The organism is Couchioplanes caeruleus (genome assembly GCF_023499255.1).
Classification (GTDB): domain Bacteria; phylum Actinomycetota; class Actinomycetes; order Mycobacteriales; family Micromonosporaceae; genus Actinoplanes; species Actinoplanes caeruleus_A.
In genome coordinates, this window is record NZ_CP092183.1 from 7095474 (window position 1) to 7118084 (window position 22611).

The 22611-nt window shown below is 71.9% G+C and carries 22 protein-coding genes and 1 tRNA gene; 10 read left to right on the top strand and 13 right to left on the bottom strand.

Annotated elements, in window-relative coordinates:
- Positions 1–28: 28 nt before the first annotated feature.
- Positions 29–1225: a WYL domain-containing protein gene (locus tag COUCH_RS39280; RefSeq protein ID WP_430640842.1), complete on the bottom strand. Its 1197-nt coding sequence runs from the start codon at positions 1223–1225 to the stop codon at positions 29–31.
- A 189-nt stretch (positions 1226–1414) separates the two neighbouring features.
- Between COUCH_RS39280 and COUCH_RS32765 the strand changes: the two genes are divergently transcribed.
- The 3 genes from COUCH_RS32765 (at position 1415) to COUCH_RS32775 (ending at position 5758) form a co-directional block, all read left to right on the top strand.
- Positions 1415–2521 (top strand): magnesium and cobalt transport protein CorA, encoded by a 1107-nt coding sequence (locus tag COUCH_RS32765; protein WP_249609043.1) that lies wholly within the window; start codon positions 1415–1417, stop codon positions 2519–2521.
- Positions 2518–3024, top strand: a complete 507-nt coding sequence (locus COUCH_RS32770) for a GrpB family protein (RefSeq protein WP_249609044.1) — start codon at positions 2518–2520, stop codon at positions 3022–3024. Before COUCH_RS32765 ends, COUCH_RS32770 begins: the two co-directional genes overlap by 4 nt.
- Positions 3025–3169: 145 nt before the next feature.
- Positions 3170–5758, top strand: coding sequence for a lipopolysaccharide biosynthesis protein (locus COUCH_RS32775; RefSeq protein ID WP_249609045.1), 2589 nt, complete (start codon positions 3170–3172; stop codon positions 5756–5758).
- A 10-nt stretch (positions 5759–5768) separates the two neighbouring features.
- Here the strand turns inward: COUCH_RS32775 and COUCH_RS32780 are convergent, their stop codons facing one another.
- The 3 genes from COUCH_RS32780 to COUCH_RS32790 are packed head-to-tail and all read right to left on the bottom strand — an operon-like array spanning position 5769 to position 7204.
- Positions 5769–6212, bottom strand: coding sequence for a hypothetical protein (locus tag COUCH_RS32780; protein ID WP_249609046.1), 444 nt, complete (start codon positions 6210–6212; stop codon positions 5769–5771).
- 30 nt (positions 6213–6242) lie between these two features.
- Entirely contained in the window at positions 6243–6728 is a 486-nt protein-coding gene (locus COUCH_RS32785; protein ID WP_249609047.1) for a GNAT family N-acetyltransferase, read from the bottom strand.
- A 5-nt stretch (positions 6729–6733) separates the two neighbouring features.
- A complete protein-coding gene (locus tag COUCH_RS32790; RefSeq protein ID WP_249609048.1) occupies positions 6734–7204 on the bottom strand; it encodes an Lrp/AsnC family transcriptional regulator in 471 nt (156 codons plus the stop codon).
- Positions 7205–7275: 71 nt separating this feature from the next.
- Here COUCH_RS32790 and COUCH_RS32795 point away from each other — a divergent pair, with 71 nt between their 5' ends.
- Both COUCH_RS32795 and COUCH_RS32800 read left to right on the top strand, forming a co-directional pair.
- The gene (locus tag COUCH_RS32795) at positions 7276–7749 is read left to right on the top strand and encodes a DUF2000 domain-containing protein (protein ID WP_249609049.1); all 474 of its coding nucleotides are present in this window, start codon (positions 7276–7278) and stop codon (positions 7747–7749) included.
- A gap of 78 nt (positions 7750–7827) precedes the next feature.
- Positions 7828–8169, top strand: a complete 342-nt coding sequence (locus COUCH_RS32800) for a DUF2750 domain-containing protein (RefSeq protein ID WP_249609050.1) — start codon at positions 7828–7830, stop codon at positions 8167–8169.
- Here COUCH_RS32800 and COUCH_RS32805 read toward each other — a convergent pair.
- Positions 8127–10775, bottom strand: a complete 2649-nt coding sequence (locus tag COUCH_RS32805; protein WP_249609051.1) for a transglycosylase domain-containing protein — start codon at positions 10773–10775, stop codon at positions 8127–8129. The genes COUCH_RS32800 and COUCH_RS32805 overlap by 43 nt on opposite strands.
- Before the next feature lie 281 nt (positions 10776–11056).
- Between COUCH_RS32805 and COUCH_RS32810 the strand changes: the two genes are divergently transcribed.
- From COUCH_RS32810 to COUCH_RS32820, 3 genes are all read left to right on the top strand, one after another.
- Positions 11057–11488, top strand: coding sequence for a response regulator (locus tag COUCH_RS32810; RefSeq protein ID WP_249609052.1), 432 nt, complete (start codon positions 11057–11059; stop codon positions 11486–11488).
- A 38-nt stretch (positions 11489–11526) separates the two neighbouring features.
- The gene (locus COUCH_RS32815) at positions 11527–11871 is read left to right on the top strand and encodes a hypothetical protein (protein ID WP_249609053.1); all 345 of its coding nucleotides are present in this window, start codon (positions 11527–11529) and stop codon (positions 11869–11871) included.
- Positions 11872–11993: 122 nt separating this feature from the next.
- Positions 11994–14753, top strand: coding sequence for an AfsR/SARP family transcriptional regulator (locus COUCH_RS32820; RefSeq protein WP_249609054.1), 2760 nt, complete (start codon positions 11994–11996; stop codon positions 14751–14753).
- Here the strand turns inward: COUCH_RS32820 and COUCH_RS32825 are convergent.
- Entirely contained in the window at positions 14728–15498 is a 771-nt protein-coding gene (locus tag COUCH_RS32825) for a nucleotidyltransferase domain-containing protein (protein WP_249609055.1), read from the bottom strand. The two genes, COUCH_RS32820 and COUCH_RS32825, sit on opposite strands and share 26 nt — an antisense overlap.
- A 73-nt stretch (positions 15499–15571) precedes the next feature.
- Between COUCH_RS32825 and COUCH_RS32830 the strand changes: the two genes are divergently transcribed.
- Entirely contained in the window at positions 15572–15970 is a 399-nt protein-coding gene (locus COUCH_RS32830; protein WP_249609056.1) for a hypothetical protein, read from the top strand.
- 5 nt (positions 15971–15975) lie between these two features.
- On the opposite strand, the gene COUCH_RS32835 is transcribed toward COUCH_RS32830, so the two are convergent.
- Positions 15976–17223 carry a L,D-transpeptidase gene (locus COUCH_RS32835; protein ID WP_249609057.1) on the bottom strand — a complete coding sequence of 416 codons (1248 nt, stop codon included), beginning with the start codon at positions 17221–17223 and terminating at the stop codon, positions 15976–15978.
- A 375-nt stretch (positions 17224–17598) separates the two neighbouring features.
- The gene (locus tag COUCH_RS32840) at positions 17599–18873 is read right to left on the bottom strand and encodes a L,D-transpeptidase (RefSeq protein ID WP_249609058.1); all 1275 of its coding nucleotides are present in this window, start codon (positions 18871–18873) and stop codon (positions 17599–17601) included.
- A 177-nt stretch (positions 18874–19050) separates the two neighbouring features.
- Between COUCH_RS32840 and COUCH_RS32845 the strand changes: the two genes are divergently transcribed.
- Positions 19051–19123: transfer RNA gene (locus tag COUCH_RS32845), tRNA-Lys, on the top strand.
- Between the two features lie 272 nt (positions 19124–19395).
- Here the strand turns inward: COUCH_RS32845 and COUCH_RS32850 are convergent.
- The 5 genes from COUCH_RS32850 to COUCH_RS32870 form a co-directional block, all read right to left on the bottom strand.
- Positions 19396–20214, bottom strand: a complete 819-nt coding sequence (locus tag COUCH_RS32850; protein WP_249609059.1) for a hypothetical protein — start codon at positions 20212–20214, stop codon at positions 19396–19398.
- A 20-nt stretch (positions 20215–20234) separates the two neighbouring features.
- The gene (locus COUCH_RS32855; RefSeq protein ID WP_249609060.1) at positions 20235–20576 is read right to left on the bottom strand and encodes a glycosyltransferase; all 342 of its coding nucleotides are present in this window, start codon (positions 20574–20576) and stop codon (positions 20235–20237) included.
- 91 nt (positions 20577–20667) lie between these two features.
- The gene (locus COUCH_RS32860) at positions 20668–21054 is read right to left on the bottom strand and encodes a hypothetical protein (RefSeq protein WP_249609061.1); all 387 of its coding nucleotides are present in this window, start codon (positions 21052–21054) and stop codon (positions 20668–20670) included.
- A gap of 494 nt (positions 21055–21548) precedes the next feature.
- Positions 21549–21824: a hypothetical protein gene (locus tag COUCH_RS32865; RefSeq protein ID WP_249609062.1), complete on the bottom strand. Its 276-nt coding sequence runs from the start codon at positions 21822–21824 to the stop codon at positions 21549–21551.
- 216 nt (positions 21825–22040) lie between these two features.
- Positions 22041–22496, bottom strand: coding sequence for a hypothetical protein (locus tag COUCH_RS32870; protein ID WP_249609063.1), 456 nt, complete (start codon positions 22494–22496; stop codon positions 22041–22043).
- Positions 22497–22611 lie beyond the last annotated feature (115 nt).

The following is a 22611-nucleotide window of genomic DNA, read 5'->3' on the forward strand; positions in this document are numbered from 1 at the left end:
GCCACGGGGGCGCCGATCCGTCCATACCTCACGGCGCTCCGGCGCCGCGCAGCAGGACCTCGGCCGTGTGGCGGAGGCGGTCGCGCAGCTCAGGGGGCGATTCGATGACGAAGTCGGCGCCGATCACGCCGAGCAGCATGATCGGCCAGCTCAGGTCGTCGACGCTCATCCGCAACCGGCACAGCGGCACACCGGAGCTCGAACTTTGCTCGGGGCGAAGGCCGTCGACCGGGCGGGCGGCGGGGTTCGCACCGGAGCCGGCGGCTGCGTCACCAGGCCGCGCGTCGGGCGGCACATCGGCCGACACCTGCGGCACACCGGCCGACGCGGGACGCGCGTCAGAGCGCGCCGGCCGCGCGTCAGAGGGCACCGGCCGCGCGTCAGAGGGCACCGGCCGCGCGTCTGAGGCCGCGCTCTCCGCCGGGCCGGGCAGCGGTTCCACGGCCGCCCACTGGCCGGCCATCGCGCGTACCGACTCGGCGTCGCTGTGCAGGACGACCGAGACGTCGTACCGGTTGGGCACCGAGGCGAGCCGTCCGCGCAGCCACGCCACCGGGTCCCCTCCCGGGATGTCCCGGGGCCGGAAGCGGGCTCCCGTCATCGCCGGTTCGCTCAGGCGGTCGACGCGGAAGCTGCGCCAGTCGCCGCGGTCGAGGTCCCACGCCATCAGGTACCAGCGGCGGCCGAGCGGGACGAGGCGGTGGGGTTCGACGTGGCGGTCGGCCGTGTCGCCGTCGCGGGGCGTGTACGCGAACCGGAGCCGTTCCTCCCCGCGGCAGGCCATCGCCAGCGTGGTGAGCACGGTGGCGTCGAGGGTCGGGCCGCCGCCGAGCACGCCGGGGGCGGTCATGGCGCGCAGCGCGTCGATGCGGCGGCGCAGGCGGGGTGGGAGGAGCTGGATGACTTTGGCGAGGGCGCGTACCGATGTCTCCTCGAAGCCGGCGACCGCCCCCGCGGCCGCGGTTCGCAGGCCGATGGCGATGGCGACCGCTTCCTCGTCGTCGAGGAGCAGCGGGGGCATCGCCGCGCCGGCCTGGAGCTGGTAGCCGCCGGCGACCCCGCGCGCCGCGTCGACCGGGTAACCGAGTTCCCGGAGGCGGTCGACGTCGCGGCGCAGGGTGCGGGGGCTGACGTCGAGGCGATCGGCGAGTTCGGCGCCCGGCCAGTAGCGGTGGGTCTGCAGCAGGGAGAGGAGCCGGAGCATCCGCGCGCTCGTGTTCGCCATGGTTCGAGGCTCCCGCCGATTGAGGTCAGATTCTGGCCGGTGGACACCTTATCGGGACAGCCTGGCTGTCCGTCCGGTACGGGCGCGCAGCCGCTACGGTCGGTCGGAGATCATCGGCGACGCGGGCGCGCCGCGCAGGAGCACCGAGGGCGCGCAAAGCGACCGGGAACCAACAGAGGAGCGGGGCGGATGTTCGGTTGGCGGAGGCGGGAGCCGTACCTGATTCCGCGGACGCTGGGGCGGATCATCGAGGGGCTCAGCCGGTCCCGGCCGGAGGCGCCGCGGCAGGTCCGCCGATCGAATCCGGATGCCGTGGTGGACTGCGCCGTCTACCAGGCGGGCGGCCGCCGGTCCGGCCGCGCGCATTACGCCGACGCCGTCAAGGCCGTCGCCCGGCAGCGGGATGCGTTCGTGTGGCTGGGGCTGCACGAGCCCGACGAGGCGACCATGGCCTCGATCGCGCGGACGTTCGGGCTGCACGAGCTGACCGCCGTGCAGGCCGCGGCCGCGGGGCACCGGCCGGTTGCCGAGACGCTCGGGGACGTGACGCGGCTGGTGCTGCGTACGGCCCGGTACGTCGAGCACGAGGAACTGACTGCCACCAGCGAGGTCGTCGACACCGGTGACGTCACCGTGCTGCTGGGGCCGTGGTTCGTGATCACCGTGCGGCACGGGGCGGCGGGTGCGCTGACCGCCGTACGCGAAGAGCTGGAAGCGCGACCGGCGCTGCTGGCCGAGGGGCCGTGGGCCGTCGCGTACGCCGTCTGTGACCGGATGGTGGAGCTGTACCTGGACGTCGCCGGGCACGTGGAGCGGGACCTGGAGGCTCTGGAGGAGACGACGTTCGCGGTGGACAAGGCGCCCGACATCGCCCACATCTACCAGTTGAAGCGCGAGATGGTGGAGTTCAAGCGCGCGGTGCTGCCCCTGCAGGAGCCGTTGCAGCGGTTGCTCGACCGCGGGGTGGTGCCGGACGGCCTGTATCCGTACCTTGTGGACGTACGGGGTCGCCTCGCGCGGGCGGTGGATCGGGTCGCGGGCTTCGACGAGCTGCTGAACTCGATCCTGCAGGCCCGCCTCGCGCAGGTCTCCGTGGATCAGAACAACGACATGCGCAAGATCGCGTCGTGGGCGGCCATCGCCGCGGCGCAGACGGCCATCGCCGGGGTGTACGGGATGAACTTCGAGGTCATGCCCGAGCTTCGGCTGCGCTACGGCTACTACGGCGCGCTGGCTCTCATGGCCGTGGCGGCGGTCGTGCTGTACCGCCGATTGAAGAAGGTGGGTTGGTTGTGACCATCGCGGAGCCGGACGACCGCTGGTCCGAGCTGGGCCGGCAGGCGTGCGTGACCCTCGCGCCCCTGTTCACCGCCGTCGAGCACGTCGGCAGCACCGCCGTGCCGGGCCTGGCCGCGAAACCGGTCATCGATCTGATGGCCGCGCTGGACGAGCTGGCGGAGGTCAACGATCCCGCGCTGCAGAGCCTCGGTTACCGGCTGCAGCCGACCGACATGCCGGAGCGGCTGTTCTACCGGCGCGAGGACTACGACAGCACGGCGTACCACCTGCACGTGGTGACGGCCGAGAGCTGGCCGACGCGTAACGAGCGGCTGCTGCGCGACCACCTCCTGGCGTACCCGGAGGCGAGGGACCGTTACGGCGCGCTGAAGCGGGAGCTGATGGACCGGTACGGCCCGGGCGATGCGTATACGCGCGGTAAGACCCGGCTGATCCAGGAACTGACCGATGCCGCCCGCGCCGAGCGGGGTCTGCCGCCGGTTCCGGTCTGGGAGGAATAACCCCAGGTCACACGCGTCACAAACCTCGGCCGTTCGGTCCCGGCCCCCTCCTCCGGAGCGCCCGCTCTCCAGTCCGGACGGAACCCCGGGTGTGCCCCGGTTTGCCGTGGCAGGCGAACACTGACCGTAACTACCGTTGCTGCTTGTGCAGCAGACCTCGGTTACCGAAGCCGTACCGGAGAGCCTGGATCCCGGGCCCGAGGGGCCGGGCCGCGGCGGGTTCGTCGCCGTCCTGCGCGGGCACCTCGATCTCTTCCTGAACGCCGGCTCGCTGATGGCCACGACGGCGCTCACCTCGCTGTTCGGGTTCGCGTACTGGTGGCTGGCCGCCCGTACCGCGCCGGCGGAGGCGGTCGGCCAGGCCTCCGCCGCGGTGTCCGCGATGACGCTGATCGGCACGATCGGGATGTTCGGCATGGGCACCATGCTGATCTCGGACCTGCCGTCGCTGCGGGGCCGCAAGTGGGAGCTGATCTCAACCTGCCTGCTCGTCGCGGGCAGCGCGGCCACGGTCGGCGGCCTGATCTATGTGGGGCTCGCGCACTGGGCGGTGCCCGGCCTGCGGGAGGCGCTGGGCGGCACCGCCGCGACCGTGCTGCTGGTCTTCGGCATCGCGCTGAACGCGATGACGCTGGTGCTGGACGAGGCGCTGGTCGGGCTCCTGCAGGGTCCCCTGCAGCTCATGCGCAACGCCTGGTTCTCCGTCGTCAAGCTGGTGCTGCTCGGGGTGCTGGCGCTGCTGCCACTCACCCTGGACGGCGGCGTGCTGCTGCTGACGTGGGTGGCCGGCATGGTGCTGTCGGTCGCGGTCCTGGGCCGCACGCTGCGGCGCAAGAACATGGTCGATTCCGTACGCCCCAGAGCGTCGCTGCTGCGCGGGCGCGGCCGGGCCACGTTCGACCACAACCTGCTGAACCTGGCGACGTACCTGCCGCGGGCGGCGCTGCCGCTGGTGGTGACCGCCGTGCTGTCGGCGGAGGCGAACGCGTCCTTCTACACCGCCTTCATGGTGCTGTCGTTCCTGGCGATGGTTCCCGGCAACGTGGCGCTGACGTTGTTCGCGGTGGCCAGCGGCGACCGGGCGGCGTTGCGCTCGAAGGTGCGGATGGGCCTGCTCATCTGCCTCGGCGGCGGGCTGCCCGTGTCCCTGGTGGTCGCCGTCGGCGCCGACCGGATCATGTCGCTGTTCGGCGCGAGCTACGCCGAGTCGGCCGGTGCCGCGCTCACCATCCTGGCGCTGACGTACGTGCCGTTCGTCTTCCACCATTTCTTCCTGGCGATTTCCCGCGTGCAGGGCACCGTCCGCGGCGCCGGCATCTTCGCCGTCTTCGCCGGGGCCGCCGAGCTGCTCGCGGCCTGGTACGGCGGCAGCCGCGGCGACCTCACCGAGCTGGTCACCTGGGTGGCCGTGGTGATGGCGCTGGAGACCGTGCTGGTCGCCCCGACCGTGCTGCGGGTGGTCTTCGCCCGCGCCGCCCCCGAAGGAGACGTCGTGTCCACCACCAGCCTCACGCTGCACGAGCGGGCGTGGCTGCCGCTCGAGTACATCCGCACCGTCGGACCGCTGACCGGGGTGACCGCCGAGCGGCTGCGGGCCGCGCTGATCGGCCTGCACGCCGCGGACCCGACGCACCGGGCGGTGTCACGCCTGGACCGCAGCGGGGCGCGCTGGCTGCACATGGACGCGGAGGCGTTCGCCGGGTACGTCCGCGAGGCCGTGACCGACCTGGGCGACGGCCCGGTCGACTTCGACGCGATGACCCGGCAGTTGCAGGCGGAGCCGCGCGGTCACCACCCGGTACGCATCCTGGCCGGCGGCGGGTACGTGGCGATGAAGGTGGCGCACGCGTACGGCGACGCCGGCCCGGTCAACACGCTGCTGCGCGAGCTGGTCCGCGCGGCCGGCGAGGAGCGCGCCGCGGCGATCGCCCCCTCGCGGCGGCACCGGTGGGCGCTGCCGAAGGCGTGGTGGAAGCAGTTCGGCACCAAGCCGGCACGGTGGAAGCAGGGGCTGAGCTTCGCCCGGCCGCCGCACCCGGAGGAGTCGGAGCTGCGCCCGTGGACGGCGGATCTGACCGTCGAGACGGCCCGGTCGGCGGAGGTGCTGGGCCGGATGCGGGTGTGGCGCGACGAGCACGCCCCGGGCGTGACGACCTCGGCGATCACCTTCGCCGCGTTCTCGGTCGCGTTGCGCGATCTGGGGCTGGACCCGGACCTGAGCGGCGGGACGTTCCTCGCGGACGCGCGGCGCTACCTCGACAAGGGCGTCAGCATCGACAGCAACTTCTGCATGGGCCCGTACCTGAGGCCCGAGGATCTGACCGACCCCCGGTCGATCCACACCACGCTGAAGGCGGAGCTGGCGACCGGCCGGATCCTGACGATGATGCTGCTGCGCGAGGGCAAGATCCTCGTCGCCGGGGCGCCCGGGATGCCGGACCCGTACCCGGCGGAGGCGCCGGCCCGGCCGCGGCCCCGGCTGACCTTCAGCAACCAGGGCCGCCACGACGTGCTCGCGGACCTGCCGTGGGCCGGCGACGCGGCGGGCCGGGTGAACCAGAGCGTGCCGACGCTGAACGGCCCCGAGGGCATCACGCTGACCACCTCGGAGATGGGCGGTGTGCTGCACCTCGAGGCCACGTTCCACTCCTCGACGTACGACCCGGCCGTGGTGGCCCGGGCGCTTCGGCTGGTCTGCGCCGACCCGGCCGCGCTGATCATGGCCGCGCGGTAGGGAGCGCCGCTCAGTAGCCCTTGAGGACCGGGAGCGTCAGCCAGAACGTCTTCGACTTCACGGCGTCGCTCTTGCAGTTGGTGTACGTGATCGTCGCCTCGATCGGCACGAAAGCCGTCCGGCCGTAGTGTGCGGTCACGTTCACAGCCGTCCGGTCGACGTGCCCGCCGCGCAGCGAGTCGCTCTGCGAGAAGGACGTGTACGTGCCCGTGTTGCTCGGGTAGGAGACGTCGACCTTGTCGCCCTCGACCCGCACCTCGGCGTCGCAGATCTTCTTGCCGGTCGTCCAGTGCACGTTGACCCAGGTGGGCTTGTGCGGCTTCACGGCGTTCAGCCAGGTGGTGATCGGGGAGGGTCCACTTGCCGCCGCCTCGGCGGGCGTACCGGTCAGCGTCGTGGCCAGTCCGGCGGCCACGGCCACCGCGGCGACGGCGACCCGTCGGTTTTTGATCATGCCTCAAGCGTACGGGCAAACCGGACTTTTTTATAGTTTTTGGTACATCACGTGCAATCCGACGAGGCCGTGCGACGTGGAGTCGAACGCCTCCGGGATGGTGGTCATGATCTCGAAGCCGAGCGACTTCCAGAGGTGCACCGCGGCGGTGTTTGTCTCGACCACGGCGTTGAACTGGATGCCGTGATAGCGCTCGGCGCGCGCCCAGCCGAGGACGTGCTCGCCCAGCGCCCGGCCCACGCCGCGACCGTGCCGCTGCGGATCCACCATGAAGCTCGCCGTGGCGATGTGCGCGCCCCGGCCCGGCCTGTTCGGCCCCATCTTCGCGGAGCCCAGCACGTCGCCGCCGTCCACGGCGACCACGGTGCGGCCGGGTGGTCGCTCCATCCACAGCGCCCGCGCCTCGTCGCTGCCGAGCCCGAGCGGATACGCGTACGTCTCCCCCGCCTCGACGATGCGCGACCAGAACGGATGGATGGCCGGCCAGTCCCGGGCGGCCGCCTCACGAATCTCCATGGGCCTCATTCTCGCGCGAGCGGGCTGATCCGGTCGTTGCGCAGATGCTCGTAGACCACGGAGGTCCGTACGTCCGCGACATGCGCGTGCTCGGTGAGCCGGTCGATGACGAAGGCATACAGGCTGTCGTTGTCGGGCACCGCCACGTGGATGAGGAAGTCCTCGGTGCCCGAGGTCACGAAGACGCCGAGAGTGTCCGGCAGCGCGGCCGCCCAGTTGCGGAACGCCTCGATGTTGCGGCGCGACGGCGGGCGGATCCGTACGGCGATCAGCGCCTGCACGGGCCGGCCGATGGCGGCGAGGTCGACGTTCAGGCTCGCGCCCCGGATGACGCCGCGCTCACGCAGGGCCCGCGTCCGGTCCAGCGCCGTGGTGGGCGCGACGCCGACCGCCGCGGCGATGTCCCGGTTGGTACGCCGTGCATCCACCTGCAATTCCCGCAGGATCGCCGTATCAAGTTCGTCGAGAGCAGCCATAACGGCACCGTATCCGAATCAAGTACGAAACTATTGCCGTTGACCCGTTGCAATGCCTAGCTTTTTGCCTCATGAGTGCCATTCATCAGGTCGGCTTCGAGCCGGACGAGATCCGCACCGACGAGCCCACCCGGGCGGCGCGGCTCAAGTGGGTGACCGTGGTCGACGAGGCGTTGCCCGCCGGCCGGGCCGTCAACGCCGCGATCTGCGTGGCCGCCGCGACCGCGACCTCGGTCACCGGGCTGATCGGGCCGGACGCCAAGGACGCGGGCGGCTCGGTGCACCCGGGTCTGCCCTGGGCCGGTTGCACGGTGCTGGGGGCGCCGGCCGCGAAGCTGGCTGAGATCCGCGCGAAGGCGGTGGAGTCGCTGGGCGTCTTCGTCGCCGACATGCCCACGGACGGCCAGAGCACCCGCGTGTACGACGAGTACCTGCAGCGGGTGGGCGAGACGGAGACGGCGGAGCTGGCGTACCACGCGATCAGCCTGGTCGGGCCACGGAACCGGATCGACAAGCTGGTGCACCGGCTCGGCCTGCTCGGCTGATTTGCCGGATCAAATCACCTGGAACCGCTCGACGGGCCACGATAGGGACAGCACCGAAGTTCACGGAGGGGGACGGCCATGTCGCTCAGCGCGGCCCACACGGCGGCGTTCCGCCGCGAAGTGCCCCAGGAGGGCCGGGTCTGGTCGATCCGGGACGCCGGCGGCTTCCCCGCGCCCCGGGCCGGCGACGGCAGCCGGGCCATGCCCTTCTGGTCCAAGCCGTCGCGGGCACAGCGGGTGGTGAGCGGCATCGAGGCGTACCAGGGTTTCGAGGTGGTCGAGATCCCGCTGCCGGAGTGGCTCGGCAGCTGGCTGCCCGGCCTGGGCCACGACGGCGTCCAGGTCGGGGTCAACTGGGCCGGCGCCCGGGCGACGGGTTACGACGTGGACCCGGCCCGGGTCTCCGCCTGGTTCGACTGACTCGGCTCCGGACTACCCGACGGCGTCACCGACGGGCTGGGGCTGGGCGACATTGACGGCGAGGGCGAAGGCGACGCTGTCAGCGCCTTCGACGCCACCGTCCGCTCCGGCAGGTCGAAGGCCCAGCCCTCGCTCTTCAGCCTCGGGATGAGCTTGCGCAGCGCGTCGACCGTCTGCGCCCGGTCGCCGCCGCCGTCGTGGACCAGCACCACCGCACGCGGCGCGAGCTGCTGCTCGATGCGCTCCGCGATGACGTCCGCGCCGGGCAGCAGCCAGTCGTCCGGGTCCACGACCCAGCCCAGCGGCGTGTGCCCGGCCTTGACGCCCTCCTTCGCCGAGTGGCCCCACGAGCCGTACGGCGCCCGGAAGAACGGCACCGTCACGCCCGGCGCGGCGGCCGCGATCGCCGCGTCCGTCCGCTCGATGTCGTCGCGGGCCGCCGCCGCGGAGACGGCCCCGAGGTCGTCGTGCTTCCACGAGTGGTTGCACAGCTCGTGACCCTCGGCGACGACGCGCCGGACCAGCTCCGGGTACCGCTGCACCTCCTCGCCGACCATGCAGAAGGTGGCCTTGATGCCGTACCGCGCCAGCAGCTCCAGCACCTGCGGCGTGTACTCGGACGGGCCGTCGTCGAACGTGAGGGCCAGCCGCTTGCCCTGTCCCGCGGTACGGACGACGACCAGGTTCGGCGCCTGCTTCTGCTGCCGGCCCTGCTTCTCACCCTGCTTCTGCACCGGTTCCGACGCGTGGACCTTGCCGGCGTCGCCGACATCCGTACGCCCGACGTTGGCGGCCGCGGGCAGCGGCACCACCGGCGAGCCGGCGAGCGCGGTCCGGGTGAAGTCCCGCCACAGCCGGGCCGGGATCGTCCGGCCCTCGATCGCCCTGCCCTCGGCGTCCCGGATCGGGCCGGGGCGGGACTTGCCGATCCAGACGGCCGTGGCTAGGTCCGGGGTGTACCCGGCCATCCAGGCGTCCTGGTTGTCCCGGGTGTCCGCCCACTGCTGGGTGCCGGTCTTACCCGCCGCCGGGCGGCCCGGCCGGGCGCCGTCGGCGCGCAGCGTCGCGCTGAGCACCGACGTGACGTCCGCTGCCGCCGCCGGGTCGAGGACCGTACGGGCCTTGCGCGAGGCCGTCCAGAGCCGCTTGCCGCCCGCGTCCGTGGCCGACTCCACGAAGTGCCGCTCGTGGCGTACCCCGCCCGCGGCGAACGTGGCATAGACGGTGGCCAGGTCGGCGGGGGTCACGGCGTACCGGCCGATGGCGATGTCGGGGCGCGTCTTGCCGGGGCGCGGATCACCCTTCGCGTCGACGAGGGAGGGGGCACCCGCGTAGCGCTCGGAGATGCCCAGCTCGTGCGCCGCGTCCCGGACCGCCGTCGCGCCGATCTGCTCGGTCACCGCGTAGAACGGCGTGTTCAGCGACTCCATCATGGACTTCTTCAGCGTGCAGTCCGGGCACTGCAGGTCCTTCTGGTTCCGCAACGGCACGCCCAGCCGGCCCGGGAAGATCCGCGGTGAGCTGCCGTCCCAGCGGGAGTTCACGCCGATCCCCCGGCGCAGGGCGGCGGCGAGCACGACCGGCTTGAACGTGGACGCGGCCGGATGGGCGGCGGAGGCGTCGTCGAAGAAGCCCCGCCCCTGCCGGCCGCCGTAGTACGCGCGTACCCCTCCGGTCCTCGGGTCGACCGCCACCAGCGCCGTCCGCAGGCCCTTCGGCTGCCCGGCCAGATGCCGGTTCACCTGGGCGACGGCGGCCCGCTGGGCAGCCGCGTCCAGGGTCGTCACCACCGACAGGCCCTGGGTGTGCAGTGCCTGCGGGGTCACGCCGTGCGCCGACAGTTCCCGCTCCACGCGGTCGATGACCATGCCGTCCGGGCCCGGGTTCTTCGCCGACGCCGGCAGCACCTTCGGGTACGTGACCTCGCCGCTGAGCCACCCCAGGTCGCGTTGCGCGCGGACGACCCAGTTCCACCGCCGGCGCGCCGCCTCGGCGTTGTTCGCGGGGTCGTACCCGTACGGATCCTTGATGACGGCGGCGAGCACCGCGCCCTGCGCCGCGGTGAGCCGGTCCGGGGTCACCCCGAAGTACGCGTGCGCCGCGGCCGCGATGCCCTGCGCGCCCCGGCCGTAGTAAATGGTGTTCAGATACCGCTCGAGGACCTGGTTCTTGGTGTACTTGCGCTCCAACTGGATCGCGAGCGCCATCTCCTTCGCCTTGCGCTCGACCGACACGTCCTGGGTGAGGAACGCGTTGCGGGCGTACTGCTGGGTGATCGTGGAGGCGCCCTCGCGGCTGCCGCGGGCGTCGGCCACCACCGCGCGCAGCACGCCGCGGACGGAGACACCGCCGTGGTCGTAGAAGTCACGGTCCTCGGCGGCCAGCACGGCCGAGCGCACGGCCTCCGGCACCGCCGACAGCGGCACGTCGCTGTGGTCGACGGTGCCCACCCGGGCGAGGATCGTCCGCCCGTCGGCGAAGTACAGCGTCGACGCCTGTGGCTCGACGGGAGCCGCCGGCAACGGCACGGATTCCACGTACGCCTCGGCGACCGCCGCACCGGTGCCGCAGTAGAACACGACGATCACGAGCAGCCGGGTGAGCATGCGGCGCCAGAACCGTCGCCGCCGGTGCCGCGCGCGGTCAGGGATATCGGTGGTCACAAATACGGGACGGAACGACGCCCGACTATGTTGTACGAGATCGACGACTACTTTGCGTGCCCGGCCGTGCACTATTTCTCGACGCGCAGTGACCTGCTGTTTCGGGAACGGCGCCCGGGCCCGGTATGAGACATGTCTCGTTCCCGGGGGATTTCATACCTCCCGGATGTAGTACTTCCCCGCGGCGAACCCTATGCTTGCCGCACTGCAAACAAGGGGGCTCCGTGCGCACGCTCGACATCCTCGTCGTCGACGACGACGACGCCGACGCCTTCATGATCTCGGAGGCGCTCGAGAGCTCCGAGACGCACACCACGGTCAACCGGGTGTCCGACGGCCGCGAGGCGCTGGACTACCTGCTGCGCGAGGCGCCGTACCAGGACGCGCACCGGCCCGACCTGATCCTGCTCGACCTCAACATGCCGCGCATGGACGGCCGGGAGACCCTCGCCGCGATCAAGACCGACGACCGGCTCAAGGCGATCCCGGTGGTCATCCTGACCACCTCCGGCGCGCCGCCGGACATCGTGGCCAGCTACCAGCACCGGGCGAACGCGTACGTGACGAAGCCGTTCGAGCTGGACGACTTCGAGGCGACCGTCCGGACGATCGACCGCTTCTACCGCGAGGTCGCCGTCCTGCCGCCGGCCGACTGACGGTTACCCACCGGACCCGCCGGGGTACGTCACCAGGCATGTCCGACACCGACACCGCCCCTGAGGACCTCGGGGCCCCGCAGTCCTTCCTCGTCCTGTCCGACGGCACGCCGGTCTACGACCGCGCGGGCGACAAGGCCGGTACGGTCGCCCACGTCCTGTCCGACGACCGCGACGAGATCTTCCAAGGCCTGGTTCTGGACACGCCACAGGGCCATCGGTACGCGGCCGCCGCGCAGATCGACGGCCTGTTCGAGCACGGCGTGATCGTCGCGGTGCCGGCCGCGCAGCTCCCCGAGCCGGCCGAGGACGCCACGGCGGACGACGACTCGCTCACCGACGGGCTGCGCCGCGCCTGGAAGTGGCTCGTCGAGCCCAAGTAGGGCCACCTGCTCGCGGGTGGCGGCGGGGGAACACTCCCGCACCGCCACCCGCCCCCGTGACATCGAGCCGGGCGAATACTGCCCGCTTACGCTGAAATCCGGATTGATGAAGACTGAAACCCATGTGGGAACTCCGTCTGCTCGGTCCGGTGGAGCTGTGGGCGGGCGGGAGCCGGCTCGACCTCGGCCCGGCCAAGCAGCGCGCAGTGCTCGCGGCGCTCGCCGCCGACGCCGGGCGCACGGTCCCGATCGAGACGCTGATCGACCGGGTGTGGGGCGAGGATCCGCCGCGGACGGTCCGCAACGCGCTGCACACGTACGTGCTGCGGCTGCGCCGCGTGCTGGAGACGGTCACGCCGGAGCCGCCCACGCTGGAGTTCCGCAACGGCGGGTACGCGCTGCTCGCCGACGAGACCCGCGTCGACCTGAGCCGCTTCCGCGACCTGCTGTCCCGGGCACGCCGGGCCGGGCAGGCTCTCTCCGGGGCGGCCGGGCCGCTGCGGGAGGCGGTGGCGCTGCGCCGCGACCAGCCCCTGGCGGGCCTGAGCGGCGACTGGGCCGCCGGTCTGCGCGACGACCTCGACCAGCAGTGGCTCACCGCGACGCTCATGCTGGCCCGGATCGACCTGGACCGGGGTGACGCGCCGGGCGCCGTGGCCGGATCGCTGCGTCCGCTGCTGGACGCGTACCCGCTGGTGGAGCCGCTGGCCGCCCTGCTCATCCGGGCGCTGCGCGCCGACGGACGCGAGGCCGAGGCACAGGCGGTCTTCCGCCGCGCCCGGGACCGGCTGCGCGACGGTCTCGGCACCGAACCCGGGCCGGAGCTGCGGCAGGCCCTGCACAGCACCCCGTCCGCCGAGCCGGCCGGCCCCTGCCAGCTGCCGCTGGACGTCCGCGGCTTCACGGGGCGCGGCGAGCACCTCACGCGCCTCGACGAGCTGAGCGCGGGCATCGGCGGCGGAACCGTGGTCGTTGCGCTGTCCGGCACCGCCGGTGTGGGCAAGACGACCCTGGCCGTGCACTGGGCGCACCACGCCCGGCACCGCTTCCCCGACGGCCAGCTGTACGCGAACCTGCGCGGCTTCGACCCCGGCGGGCCACCGGCCGCCCCCGCCGAGGTCCTGCGCGGCTTCCTGGAGGCGCTGGATGTGCCGCCCCAGCGGATGCCCGCCGACGTCGCGGCCCAGTCGGCGCTGCTGCGCAGCCGGCTGACCGGCCGCCGGATGCTCATCGTGCTCGACAACGCCGCCGACGCCGGTCAGGTCCGCCCGCTGCTGCCCGGCTCGGCGGGGTGCATGGTGCTGGTGACCAGCCGCGGCCGGCTGAGCGGCCTGGTCGCGGCCGAGGGTGCCCATCCCGTACGCCTGGAGACGCTCACCGACGACGAGGCACGCGACCTGCTGGCGCACCGCGTCGGCCCGGGTCGCGTGGCGGCCGAGCCGGCGGCGGTGGAGGCGATCCTCAGGGCGTGCGCGCGGCTCCCCCTCGCGCTGGCCATCACGGCGGCGCGGGCGGCCACCCACGACGGCATCTCGCTGAGCGACGTCGCCGGCGAACTGGCCGACGCGCGGCACCGGCTCGACGCGCTGGCCGACGACGACCCGGCCGTGGACGTGCGGGCCGTCTTCTCCTGGTCCTACCGGACGCTCGACGCCCCCGCGGCCCGGCTGTTCCGGCTGCTGGGCGGGCATCCCGGCCCCGACGCGGGACTGCCGGCGATCGCGAGCCTGCTGGGCGTGCCGGTCGCCGAGGCGCGCCCGGTGGTGGCCCGGCTCGTGCAGGCCAACCTGCTCGGCGAGCAGCCGGCCGGGCGGTACCGCCTGCACGACCTGCTGCGGGCGTACGCGAGGGAACTGTCCGACCGGCACGACCCGGAGGCGGACCGCCGCGCCGCGACCCGCCGCGTGCTGGATTTCTACCTGCACACCGCGCTCGCCGGAGACGCGGTTCTCTACCCGCACCGCAGCCGCGTCCACTACGACGCCGGCCCGCCGGCTCCCGGGGTGGCCGCCCTGGACCTTCCGGACGTCGCCGCGGCGCTGGCGTGGTTCGCCACCGAGGAACGGACGGTGCGCGCCGCCGTCGACCACGCCGACACGCTCGGCTTCGACCTGCACGCCTGGCTGCTGCCGTGGGCGCTGGCGACGTACTTCGAACGGCAGTGGAACGGCCGGGACTGGATCGCCTGCATGACCGTGTCGCTCGCGGTGACGATGCGCACCGGCGACCGGCGGCGACGGGCCCGGACCCACTACAACCTGGGGTACGCGTACCGCGAGCTGGGGGACGGCCGACGGGCCCGGGAGCACATCCTCGAGGCCCTCCGCCTGCTCCCCGAGAACGAAGATCCCGTGGAGCGCGCGCTGATCCACCTCAACCTGGGCACCACCGCGCGCCGCCTCGGGGAATACGAGGAGGCGCTGCGCGAGGGCAAACAGGCGTACGAGCTGTACGCCCGGGTGGACGAGGTCTCCGGCATGGCGAGCGCGCTGAACAACCTCGGCTGGGTCCACGTGACGATCGGGAACTACGCGGAGGCGCTGGGCTACTGCGAACGGGCGGTCGCCATGCAGGAGGAAGCCGAGAACTGGACCGGCGCGGCCCACTCGTGGGACAGCCTCGGCTACGTGCACCACCACCTGGGCCATCACGCCGACGCCGTACGGTGCTACCTGCGCTCGTACGAGCTGTTCCACGCCCAGGGTGACCGTCGTCTCGAGGCGACGATCCTCGACCACCTCGGCGACACCCACCGGGCCGCCGGGGACGAGCCGGCCGCCCGCGACGCGTGGACCCGGGCGCTGGACATCTTCACCGACATCGACCACGAGGACAGCGGGCCGCTGCGCGCCAAGCTCAGGCCGCGTCCAGGACGTGACTGAGGAAGCGGATCACGTCGACCTGCCGGCGTACGGCGTTGCCGTACTGCGGCTCCCCCGCGCCGGTGCGGATGCGCAGCGCCTCGCGCACGATGCGGTGCCACCGCCGGTCGTACGTCTCCAGCGCGAACGCCGCCGCCTCGGTCTTCGACGTCACCCGGCCCGCCGCGAGCGTGTGCCGCAGCCTGGCCACGCCGAGCACGCCCCAGGCGGTGGCCCAGTCGCTCGTGCCGGTCAGGCCCAGCACCGTACGGTTGCGCCACGTCGTCCAGTAGCCGGCGAGGTTCTCCCGGGTCGCCGCGGTCAGCGCCGGCCAGTCGGTGTGGATGCACAGCTCGGCGGCCGCGGGCCCGCGTACGGCCACGCCGCCCTGGGCGAGCACGTGCCAGGTGACCAGGGTGCGCTCGAAGCGGGACATCGCCTCGACCTGCCACTCGTGCACCGCCGCGCCGCTGGGCACCAGGTCGGGGTCCTGTCGCAGGTCGTCCTCGCGCACGTACAGCCCGTCGAAGTCCGTGCCGCCGTGCGTACGCCGCAGCGCCGCGTGCACCGCCTGCAGCGCGCGGGGGTCGGGCGGACGCGAGGTGACCGTGACGAAGTCGATGTCGCTGACCCCGGGCCGGTAGTCGCCGAGCGCGAGGGATCCCTGCAGGTAGAGGCCCTGGACGAGGCCGGGCTCGTACCGGTCGGCGAGCGCCAGGTACGCCCGGCAGACGTCGACGACGCCGGCGTCCAGGGTGGAGGTCACCGCTGCGACGGTAGCGCTCCCCAGCGAGCCGAAACGGCCGCTGCGGCGGGGGTGACGGCCTACGGTGAACGGTATGTCGCGATTTCTGCCGTTCTGCGTGCCGGCGCTCGCGGCCCTGCTCGCCGGCTGTTCCACCCCGGCGGCCCCGCCCGTGCTTGCTCCCCCGGCGCGCCCGCCGAGCGCCTCGGCCGCCGTGGACGACCCGCCGGGAAGCGTCGCCTGCAGCACGATCAGCGCGGCGGTGCGCGCGGGAACGCTGATGCAGCCGGGGGTGATCGCGGACGTGGGCCGGTCCACCGCGACGGCCGACGCCCCGGTGGCCGACGCCGCCGTACGCCTCCAGCAGGCCTACGACCGGGCCGTCGCGGCGCGGGGCCGCGACGACGAACCGGACCGGGTGGCCGAGGTCAGCGCCGCGGCCGCCGAGATGGTCTCCGTCTGCGCCGACTCCGGCCTGGAGACGGCGGGCTGAGCGTCCTAGAGGGCGCTGCCCTTCTTGTACTCGTCCCAGCTCATGTTCCAGTCGGTCCAGCCGTTGCCGTTCTTGAGCTTCTCCTCGGTGCCCTTCACGGTGATGGGGTCACCCATGAGGGTCCGCTCGAACAGCCACTTGCCCATCGCCATCGAGACGTTGACGCAGCCGTGCGACACGTTGCGCCGGCCCTGCACGCCCTCGGACCACGGGGCCGCGTGGATGTACTGGCCGCTCCACGTGATCCGCTGCGCGTAGTCGATGTCGGTGCGGTAGCCCTGACCCTTGGGCAGCTCGTCCATCGTGTCGAAGACGGTGTGCCGCTTCTTCTCGATGACCACCATCGTGCCGCTGGACGACGGGGTGCTCGACTTGCCGAGGCTGACCGGGATCGTCTTGACGACCTTGCCGTTCTGCGTGACGGTCATCTTCTTGGTGCCGTTCTCCACCGTCATGACGAAGGAGCGCCCGACCTTGAGGTCCACGGTCACGTCGGAGCGGCCGTACCATCCGTCGCCCATCGGCACCCCGGCGAGCTGGACCTTGTAGAAGATCTTCGTGTACGCCTTCCAGTACGTCTTGGGGCGGTAGTGCACCTCGGTCGGGCTGATCCAGTGCCAGACGCCTTCCTGCGCCGGCGTGGCGGTGACCGTCATGCGGCGCTCCACGTCGTCGCGGTAGCTCGCCGGGATGGACCGGCCGAACCGGACGATCATCGGCATCCCGACGCCCACGGTCTGACCGTCCGCGAGGAAGCTCGACACGCGCACCAGCTTCGACGGCTTGTTCATCACCGTGAAGGAGCTGGTGGTGGAGCCGCCCTTGTCACCCGACGGGGTGCCGTTGACGGTGACCGTGTACTTCTTGCCCCACTTCAGGGCCTTCGCCGGCCGGAAGACCTTGTCGTCCTTGTCGAGGGTGCCCTTGACCTCGTTGCCGTCGGCGTCCTTGACCTCGACGGTGGTGTTCCCCGGGTCCTCGGACTCGTACTTGATCTCACTGATGGCCTGCACGCCGGTCGCGTCGGCGGCCGGCGAGGTGACGGCCACCGTGCTCAGCGTGGGCGCGGGCGAGGGGCTGCCGGAGGCGGACGACGACGCGCCGTCCTGGGAGCCGCCCTGCCAGGAGGGGGAACCGGACTTGTCGTCACCGCTGCAGCCGGCGCTCAGCAGCACGGAGGCGGCGACCAGCGCCACCGCTGAGGTGCGCCACCGCCGTCGCCCGGCCGGACCGGTCACTCCAGGAAGTCTCATGATCCCTCTCACCGCTGTCGTCCCGGCGCCCATCATCCGTCATGGATGCCAGGACGCCCAATCCCCGATTCGTGCCGCCCCTCACGGACGGACCCGGACTTGACGGGACAATCCGGGCTACCGGGCGCTTACCACCAACGCCAAGCCCCGGCCACGGCCGACGCGAGGCCGGGCGGCGCCTGCCGCCGATCCTGGCCCGCCGCCGGCCCTCGCCGGCACCTGCCGCTGACCCCGGCCGGCACCTGATGCTGACCCCGGCCGACACCTGCTACCGGCCCCGGCCGGCGCCTGCCGCGTGCTCTGGCCGACGCCTGCCGCTGGCCCTCGCCGGCGCGGGGGCCGGCCTGGACGGGCCGCCGGGCCGCGCCGGGTGGCTCAGGCCTGGCCCTCCTGCGCCGCCAGGTCGGCCGGCACCGGCAGGGCGCTGCCCTTCACGAACTCCTTCCAGCTCACGTCCCACGGCGTCCAGCCGTTGCCGTACACCAGCTTGTCCTCCGTACCCCGGACGGTGATCGGATCACCGATGAGGGTCTTGTCGAACAGCCAGCGCGCGTTGGACGGTGACACGTTGACACACCCGTGCGACACGTTCCGGCGGCCCTGCGAGCCCACCGACCACGGCGCCGAGTGGATGTACTGGCCGGACCAGGTCAGACGCTGGGCGTACTCGATCTCGGTCCGGTAGCCGTCGCGCGGGCCCAGCTCGGCCCGGGTGTCGAAGACGGTGGCGGCCATCTTCTCCATGACCACCATCGTGCCGCTCGACGAGGGCGTGCTGTGCTTGCCCAGGCTGACCGGCATGGTGCGGGTCACCTTGCCGTTCTGGAGCACCGTCATCTTCTTGGTCTTGTTGTCGACCTTCATGACGAACGCACGGCCGATCTTCGCGGACGCGGACCGGTCCCGGTCGCCATAACGGCCGCCGCCGGTCGGCAGGCCACCCACGGCGATGCGTACGGTCAGCTTCGTGCCGGACTGCCAGAACTTCGGCGGGCGGTAGTAGGCCTGGGTGCCGCTCGAGGTCCACGACCAGGTGCCGGGCTGCGCGGGCTCGCTCTTGACGAACATCCGCTTCTGTACGGCGGCCCGGTCCTTCTTCTTGATGCCGGGGTTGAACTCGACCACGACGGGCATCGCGACGCCGTACGTGTGGTCGTCGAAGAGGTAGAGGCCCGTACCCGTCTTCCGCGCGGGCGCCCCCATCGTGGTGAAGGACGTCTTCACGGTCTTCGCGCCGCCCCCGTCGCCGGTGGCGGTGACCGTGGCCTCGTACCGCTTGCTGTTCTTGAGAGGCTTGGCCGGCACCCAGGCCGAGCCGTCCTCCCGCAGCCCGCCGGCGACGGCTTTGCCCTTGTCGTCCTCGAGTGAGACGGCCGTCACCTTGCCGCCGGCCACCTTGATCCCGATCTCGGCGCTGACCGGTACGCCCTTCTTACCGGTGCCAGGAGTCACGCTGAGCGAGACGTCCCCGCCGCCGCCGGGCCCGGAACCACCGCCCTCCGAGGCCGCCGGAGCGGACGCAGACGCCGACGAACCGGCCCCCGCGGCAGGCGCCGGCTTGCCGCCACCGTCCCCGCAAGCCGCGAGCGCCAACGGCGCTGCCACCACCAACGCAACGACCGCCAGTAGCGAGCGACGCATCCTGCCCATCCTCTGCCCCGATCTGGAGTTCCGCGGGCACATCCTGCCCTACGGAGGCAAGCGCCGGGGTCCCCCGCGAGGGCACGCGATCATGTCGTGACCCACCGCCCGGCCCGACGATCAAGGCCCGGCCCCCGATTTCGGGGACCCGCAGAACCCGTGTTAATGTTTCTCCGTTGCCAGCGAGCGCCGCTAGCTCAATTGGCAGAGCAGCGGACTCTTAATCCGCGGGTTGTAGGTTCAAGTCCTACGCGGCGCACAGATGATCAAGGCCGTAGCCTGGGGTTCTACCCAAGCTATGGCCTTTCTGGCTATCTATCGTGGACAGTTGTGTGATCCGTATGTGATCTGCAGAGGCCGGTTCAGCGCGGCACGGCACAACACTGGCCGTCCAACGAAAAGGTGGCGTGCGTCACGTGGCCGCGATTCGTTAAGGCGGGCTGTCGGGCAGGCGCCGCCCGGAGGCCATACAGCCCGCTCCAGCAAGGCGACGCGGCTTTGCCATCCTGTCGATAGGTTGGTCGGCCCTGATCAACGGCGGAGGCGGGACGCGTCGAAGAAGGGGTCGGTCCACGGCCGGCACAGCGCCAGGTAGCTGTTTGCGGCCTCCTTGCCCTTCAGCTCACGCAGGTATCCGGCGATCAGCGCGTCCAGAGGCCTACCCTCGGTGTCAAGCCCGCTCCTGGCGACGGCGGCGGCGTTCTTGCGGATCCGGACCGCGGCGAGCAGGCCCTGCGGGTTGGCGCCAGCACCGGCGTGCAGCTCGTGCAGGCCGCGGAAGTAGACAGCGTCGGGGCTGGCCGGCGGGCTCTGATTGTCCAGGTCGGTGCAGTACTTCAGGACCCGAGGCCAGTCGCCGAGCTGGGCCAGCCGGGAGCAGGCCTGGGCAAGTCCCGCCCGGCGGTACGTCGACGCGTGGTTCCGATCGCCCGGGCCGGGATGATCCGCCCGCAGGAGCCGGTCGCAGAGGTCGGCGACCTCGTCGCCCGGCATGTCCCACAGCCCGTCGCGTAGCAGGTAGAACAGCCAGCGCGGGTTGTCCGGCTCGTCCCGGCGAGCCTGCTCGAGCAGGGCGAGGTTGCGCGTCCGCTTGCCCTTGACGCGGGCGACCTCGGGCCCGTAGCCGTCGTGCCGGAACTCCAGGGACACGCCGAGCAGGCCCGGCACGACGTCCCGGTCCGGCACCCGCGGGTACTCGTGCACCCGGCCGTGGAAGCGCAGGGCCCAGGTCGGCATGATGCGCGGGATGTCCTCGTACCGTTCGGTGGAGCCGTCCTCGTGGATCAACGGTGCCAGCGTCGTGGGCGAGCGTCCGGCGAGCGGCTCGAACTCGCTCAGGCAGGCGCGCAAGGTGGCCGCCGTCTCGTCGGTCAGCCATTCGTCGGCGTCGACGAAGACGATCCAGCCGGGACGTGCGCGCCGGACCGCCAGGCGCGAGCATCGGCGAACGAGTCGTCCCAGCGGTACCGGACCACCTCGATCCGGCTGTCCCGGTAGGCCTCGACGATGTCGAGGGTCCGATCCGTGGATCCGGTGTCCACCACCATCACTGCGTCGACCGGGCAGGCCAGAACGCTGTCCAGGCAGCGACTGACGCAGCGTTGCTCGTTACGCGTCAGCACTGCGATCGTCACCGGCCACGGCGACGCGACCGGAGGATCGTCGCCGGACGGCGGCAGGCCGGGCTGGTATGTCTCACGCAGGTAGGTCATCGACACCCTTCCTCGGCGGACGACAGGCCCCGGGACGGCGGGCAGCTGGTGCCGAGGACCGGACGAGCGAGCTCGGCACCAGCGCACGACCCTAGTAGGTCTTGCAGGCGGTCATGGCACCACGGTCGTAGCGCGAGGTCAGACCACACATGAACGCGTAGGCGTTGAAGTGGTAGCAGGTGGTGCGTGCGGAGTAGTACACCGTCGCGCCCGTGTAGGTGTATCCGTAGGTGCCCAGCGAGCAGTACTTCGTGTGCGAGTAGGAGACCGCGCTCGGCGAGAGCGCCGTGTCGCACGAGGCGGCGGCCGGCGCGGGATTGACGAAGAGCAGCGGTGCCGCCATCGCGAACACGGCACCGAGCATCCTGGCCGCCTTCACCTTCCGGGTCGGCGTCCGCCGGACCGGTGCGGCCGTCGGCTGTACCGTCTCGAACTCGGATTCCAGGTCGGTCAAGACATCGAACTTCGCGGTATCCATGAGAACTCCAGTCCTATGTAGATAAGCGTCGAATGCTAGCATGCCTGACATCGATGTCAGGCGGTCAGCGCCGAGCCCGTCGCTGGACTCCTTCCAGGGCAGGAGCACCGCCGGCGTCTTGCGCAACCCGCCGGAAACCTCCGACCCGCGGGTCGGGCACGCCGGAGCCGGGCTGACGGCGGAGGGTGGTTCCCCGGTGCTGTATCCGGCCGAGTCGGTGCGCCCGGTCACGGGGCTGTCGAGCAGGCAGCGACCGTCGACCCATCCATCGCGGCGTGCGACACCAAGCGCCCGCTCTCTGCCGCGGAGCCGGATGCCGTCGCATCCGGCTCCACCTCGGCCGAGGCGCGGTGCGGCGCGGCGCGGCGGCCACGATGTCACCGATCCGGCGCAGGCCGGTCGTGGCGTGACGCAGGACTTCCAGCGGCCGATCCGAGGCGAAACCGCGTTCGTCCTGTCAGCGCAGACCGCGTAGAAGCCGTTCGGCACCGGCCTCAGCGGCGGCGGGCCAATGAGGCGCCGAGCCATATCAGCGGCGCGTTGGCAAGGGTGAGGATGACAACCTCCCAGGAGAGATCGGCCAGCTCCGGCCAACCGCCCACCGTCAGCAGACCGACGATCACCGAGCCGAGGTAGAAGGCGGTGTCCCCGACCAGTATCCAGCCGAGGACCCGCGCGCACTGGAACCACGGGGGCTCGTCACTGCGTACGCCGGCCGCGACGGCGACGGCCGCGACGATCGCCACCGCGATGAGGATCCCTTCGGCCACCAAGGGTCCCGCGGTGCCGAACGGGCCGTCGTTGAACAGGGCGAACGTGCTGTCCCGAGGACCGGGCCGGTGATGAAGAGACTGAACACCCAGGCAAGCCCGCGGACCACGACGGCCACCGCGGTCGCGATGATGATGCGCCGGCTGATGACGACGGCCGAGTGTCGTCGATCGCTTGTGAAGGTCTCGCTCATGGAAGGACCCTTGAGCCCCTCATCAGTCGCCACGCTGATGCCGATCAGGGTGCGTTGCACCTGCCGCCCGGACCCGCCGCTGCACGACGATGCCGATCGTGATCAGGAGAACGCCGGCGACCATCCAGGGCAACGGACTGGGCAGGTAGCGGCAGTTCTCCTTGTCGTCGAGCCAGACCCGGCTGCAGACGATTCCCGGGCCCTCCCGCAACAGGTACGCCTGAAGGAGCACCGGCAGCGCGGCCCCGACCAGCACGCCGGCGGCCTCACGACGTGCCGGCCGGTAGGCCAGCAGCAACCCCGTCGCCCCGATCAGGAGCACCAGCGCCGACGTCCCGAAGCCCCCACGGCTGGCCGCCTCGACGAACCAGAAGGCACCCAGGAACATCCAGAAGAAGAAGAACAAAACCATCCCCGGCCGGTCGACGGTTACGCATGCGAGCCAGTGTTCGCGCCCATCGTGCCCGAGGCGTTCCACTGTCCGGTACGGGCTCCGCAAAATCTTCACAGCTCCCACCCGGTCACACCCCGGCATGCACTCGAGCGCGCAAGACGCCGACAGTGGGACGGGGGAACCGGGCGTCTATAGGCTT